Origin of the sequence: Micromonospora parastrephiae, from assembly GCF_016802865.1 — a bacterium.
In the GTDB taxonomy this organism is placed as follows: domain Bacteria; phylum Actinomycetota; class Actinomycetes; order Mycobacteriales; family Micromonosporaceae; genus Micromonospora; species Micromonospora parastrephiae.
Map to the genome: position 1 here is coordinate 1 of NZ_JAEVHM010000297.1, position 4,675 is coordinate 4,675.

1 protein-coding gene and 4 pseudogenes are annotated in these 4,675 nt (G+C 73.0%); 2 read left to right on the plus strand and 3 right to left on the minus strand.

What is annotated here, in order from left to right; all coding sequences use genetic code 11:
- Window positions 1-27: 27 nt before the first annotated feature.
- Both leuE and JNW91_RS29735 read right to left on the minus strand, forming a co-directional pair.
- Window positions 28-699: pseudogene (gene leuE / locus JNW91_RS29730) on the minus strand (leucine efflux protein LeuE).
- Window positions 699-1,939, minus strand: a pseudogene (locus tag JNW91_RS29735) (bifunctional pyridoxamine 5'-phosphate oxidase family protein/GNAT family N-acetyltransferase). The pseudogenes leuE and JNW91_RS29735 overlap by 1 nt, the downstream one beginning before the upstream one ends.
- Window positions 1,940-2,055: 116 nt before the next feature.
- On the opposite strand from JNW91_RS29735, the pseudogene JNW91_RS29740 reads away from it, so the two are divergent.
- A pseudogene (locus JNW91_RS29740) lies at window positions 2,056-3,313 on the plus strand (aminotransferase class I/II-fold pyridoxal phosphate-dependent enzyme).
- A 285-nt stretch (window positions 3,314-3,598) separates the two neighbouring features.
- Window positions 3,599-4,297, plus strand: coding sequence for a UdgX family uracil-DNA binding protein (locus tag JNW91_RS29745; protein WP_203178833.1), 699 nt, complete (start codon window positions 3,599-3,601; stop codon window positions 4,295-4,297).
- 84 nt (window positions 4,298-4,381) lie between these two features.
- Here JNW91_RS29745 and JNW91_RS29750 read toward each other — a convergent pair.
- Window positions 4,382-4,675, minus strand: a pseudogene (locus tag JNW91_RS29750) (hypothetical protein); the annotation flags it as partial.

Genomic DNA, 4,675 nt, shown 5'->3' on the forward strand with positions numbered 1-4,675 from the left:
GGCGGGGTCGGGGTGGGGTGGGGTGGGTTAGCTGGTGGTGGCGGTGGCTAGCTTTAGGCTGAAGGTCAGGAAGAGGGCTGCCACGGCGGTGGTGCCGCCGGCGGCGAGGCGGCGACGTTGGCGGAACTGTGCGGCCAGGAACGTGCCCGCGAAGATCAACGCGGTCAGGTAGAGCGCGCTGGTCACCTGCGCGATCAGGCCGAGCAGCAGGAACGACAGTGCCGGCCAGGCGTACCCGGGGTCGACGAACTGGATGAAGAACGAGATGAAGAACAGGATCGCCTTCGGGTTCAGCAGGCTGATCACCAGCGCCTTGCGGAACGGGCTGCGCATCTCCGCCGGCTCCGCGGCGTCGATGAGCCGCGGCGTGCCCGGGTCGTTGCGCCCCCGCCAGCGCCGCTAGGCGCCGCGCAGCATGGTCACCCCGACATAACCGAGGTACGCGGCACCGGCGTACTTGATCACCAGGAACACCGGCGGGTACGCCTTGAGCAGCGACGCCACCCCGGCTGCGGAGAGGAACATCAGCACGCCGTCGCCGACGAACACCCCGCCCGCGGCCCGGTAGCCGGCCCCCACACCGCGTTTGGCCGCGGTGGAGAGCACGAAGAGCGAGTTCGGCCCGGGCAGCAGGATGATGGCCACGGTGCCCAGCACGTACGTCCAGATGTCGGTGATCCCCAGCACGCCCGCCATCATCACGCCGCCGGTGCCGTTCGTCGAAGCCTTTCCCGCAGCCTGGCCTGTGCGTTCGGCCACTCGTCGACGGTCATCGCGTACTGCACGGTGTCCCGCCAGGAGCCGTCCGGACGCTGCCGGTGCATCCGCAGCACCCCCTCCCGGGTGGCGCCGAGTCGTTCGATGGCCGCCTGGGAGCGTTCGTTGCGGATGTCGGTGTGCCAGACCACCCGCACCGCGCCGAGATCGTCGAAGGCCCGGCCGAGCAACAGCAGTTTCGCCTCGGTGTTGATCCCGGTACGCCACCAGGGGCGGCCGAGGAAGGTGTGCCCGATCGCCACCGACCGCCGTTCCGGATCGATCTCGTAGTAGGACGTGGTGCCGACCACCACCCCGGTGGTCGCGCAGCGCTGCACCCAGGGCACCCGTTCACCGCGGTGCTGGGCGTCCAGGGCGGCGGCGATCACCTCGCCGGTCCCGGCCGGTCTGGTGGGCCGCGTGACGCTCAGGTGCCGCCACACCTCGTCGTCGGCGGTGGCGGCGTGCAGTTCGTCGGCGTGCGCCAGCTCCAGCGGCTCCAGCCGGACGTGCTCGCCGCGCAGCGCGCCGGCTCGTGCCACGGTGTGCGGGCGGTCCGTAGGTACGCCGGCAGCGGCGCGGTGACTCCGGCGTCCGGCTGCGGCGGCCCGGCGGTCAACCGCAGCGGCAGTACGCCGGCCCAGGGCGGCAGGTGCAGGTCGGCCTCGTCCTCGCGGACGCCGCCGGTGCGGGACCGGACGGACACCTCGCGCAGTGGCAACGCCAGCACGGCGGTTTCGGCCAGCTCGCGGCGGCTGGGTGGGCGGGTGTCCGCGCTGCGTCCGGCGCCGACCTTCTCGACCAGCGCGGTGAGCATGGCGGTCTTCTCCCGCTCGTCGGTGACGAGGTGGGCGGTGCCGTGCGCGACGACGGAGCGGTAGTTGGCGCTGTGGTGGAACTGGGAGCGGGCGTAGACCAGCCCGTCGAGCAGGGTCACCGTGACGCAGACCGGCAGCCCGTCGTCCCGGGCGGCGAGCAGGGGACGGCTGCCGGTGGACCCGTGCAGGTAGAGCGTGTCGCCGATGCGGACGTGCAGGGTGGGCAGCACCCGTGGCTGGCCGTCGACGGTGAACCCGAGGGCACAGTGGTACGCCTCGTCGAGCACGGCGTGCGCGGCGTCGCGGTCGTAGCTCATCCGGTCGCGGGAGCGCTGGGGGATGGTGCGGGCGGTGGGTGGATACATCGCTCGCCCTTTCGTTCTAGTACAATCTCTTGTTTGTGTCAGCACGCTATCAGTTCACTGGGTCGACGGCGGTCGCGATTTCGGCCAGCATCGAGTCGGGCATCCGTACCGACGCCCTGCCGCCCGGCACCACGCTGCCGCCGGTGCGGGCCCTCGCCACCGCGCTGGGCGTCAGTCCCGCCACCGTCGCCCGCGCCTATCAGGAGCTGCGCCAGCGCGGCCTGCTCGCCACCGCCGGGCGGCACGGCACCCGGGTGCGCCCCCGCCCTCCGGTGGCCGCCCGCCGCTCCGCGCTACGCCCGCCCCCGTTGCCCGGGGCTCGTGACCTGTCCCGGGGTGAACCCGACCCCCGGCTGCTGCCCCCGCTCGGCCCGCATCTGGCGGCGCTCGCCGTCGACGCGGGCGCGTCGGTCGGCTACTCCCACGCCGGTGTGCTGCCCGAGCTGGCCGAGGCGGCCCGTGCCCGGCTGGGCGCCGACGGCGTAGCCGCCGGTGAGCTGACCCTCACCGGCGCGCGCTGGACGGCATCGAGCGGCTGCTCGGCGCCCACCTGCGCCCCGGCGACGCGGTGGCGGTGGAGGACCCGGGCTGGGCCAACCTGCTCGACCTGGTGGCCGCGCTGGGGTTGCGCCCGATCGGCGTACCGCTCGACGACGAGGGACCACTCGTGGCCGGGGTGGCCTCCGCGCTCGCGCCGGAGCGCGGGCGCTGGTGGTCACCAGCCGAGCGCAGAACCCGACCGGCGCCGCCGTCTCCGCGGCCCGTGCTCAGGCGCTGCGGGAGCTGCTCGCCGGCCGACCGGACCTGCTGTTGATCGAGGACGACCACGCCGCCGAGCTGGCCCGCGTACCGCTGCATCCCCTGGCCGGCGCGACGCGGAGCTGGGCCTTCCTGCGCTCGGTGAGCAAGCCGTTCGGCCCGGACCTGCGGTTGGCCGTCCTGGTCGGCGACGAGACCACCGTGGCCCGGGTGGCCGGCCGGACGCGGGTCGGCGCCGGCTGGGTCTCCACCGTGCTGCAACGGCTGGTCCTCGCCCTCTGGCGGGACCCGGCGGTCACCGAGCTGGTGGAACGGGCGGCGCAGAGCTACGAGCGGCGGCGCGAGGGGCTGCTGGCCGCGCTGGCCGAGCACGGTCTGACCGCGCACGGTCGTAGTGGCATCAACGTCTGGCTGCCGGTGCCGGACGAGACCAGCGCCGTGACCGCGCTACGCGACGCCGGCTGGTCGGTGGCCCCCGGCGCCCTCTACCGGATCGCGGCCCCGCCGGCGCTCCGCATCAGCATCAGCCCGCTGACCACCAGCGACCTGCCCGCCCTGGCCGCCGCCCTGGCTCGGGCGACCCACCCGACCCCACCCCCCGGCTTTCCCGCCTGACCCCGTCGTGCGCTGTGTCGACAGAGTGCCCGTCTGCCCGGGGCGGAAATGCAGGATCGCGAGGATTCGTGGTGGCTGGGGTGGGTATGCGGGCGCCGGAGGTGTGGGGGACATGGCATCTGGTGGGAGTCGTAAGGGGCTTTGGATCGCGCTGGCTGTGGTGATCATCATCATCGTCATCGTGTTGATCGCTATCGCGTCCGGCGGGGACGGCGGCGGCAACGGGTACTGACCTGGCCGGGGCGTATCCGGCACCGGGCACCGAAGGGGTATATAACAGTCGGCATGGCCGAGCAGACCGCCCCCGGTGCCCAGCGGTTCATCCCGACGGACGCGGACACCATCGACGAGTTGCGCGCGGCGGCCGGTGGCTGCCGTGGGTGTGAGCTGTACCGGGACGCCTCGCAGACGGTCTTCGGCCGGGGCGACGAGAGCGCCCGCGTGGTGCTCGTCGGTGAACAGCCCGGCGACATGGAGGACCAGAAGGGACTGCCCTTCGTCGGTCCCGCCGGTCGGCTGCTGCGCCGCGCCGTCGACGACGCCGACCTGGACCCGAAGCAGATCTACCTCACCAACGCGGTGAAGCACTTCCGCTTCGAGTTGCGCGGCAAGCGTCGGATCCACCAGACCCCGGACCAGGTGCACATCACCGCGTGCCGGCCCTGGCTGGTCGCCGAGTTCGCCCGGCTGCGTCCGGACATCGTGGTGGTGCTCGGCGCCACCGCCGCCAAGGCGCTGCTCGGCCCGTCCTTCCGGGTCACCCGGCAGCGGGGCGAACTGCTGCCCTGGCCCGCGTCGGCCCAGCACCCGGAGGACTTCCAGCGGGTGCCGGTGGACAGCGCCGGAAAGGTGGCCGACGCGCCCCCGGCCCGGCTGCTGGCCACCATCCATCCCTCGGCCGTGCTCCGCGCCGACGACCAGGACAAGGCGTACCAGGGCCTGGTCGCCGACCTCACCGTCGCCGCCCGAGCCCTGGCCGCCTGACGCCGGCGCTCGGAATGGTGGTCGTGCGGTGCCTCGGCAACGCCGACGCGCCCGGCCAGAGGCCGGGCGCGTCGGTTGAGGCCGTCAGATGATGCCGTTGAAGCCGCCCCAGCCGCTGCCGATCTGCTGGTTGCCGCTGAAGGGGACGCCGTTGTCGCGTTCGATGTTGTTGGGGAACAGCAGCAGGGTGCCGTCGGTCTTGCGGCCCACCAGGTCGGTGTAGCCGTCGCCGGTCACGTCCGCGCCGACCAGGGTGTCGAAGCCGTTCCAGTTGCTGCCGATCTGCCGTGCCGACGAGCTGCTGTACGGGGTGCCGTTGTCGCGAACGATGTTGTTCGCGTACAGCCACAGGGTGCCGTCGGTCTTGCGGGTTACGAG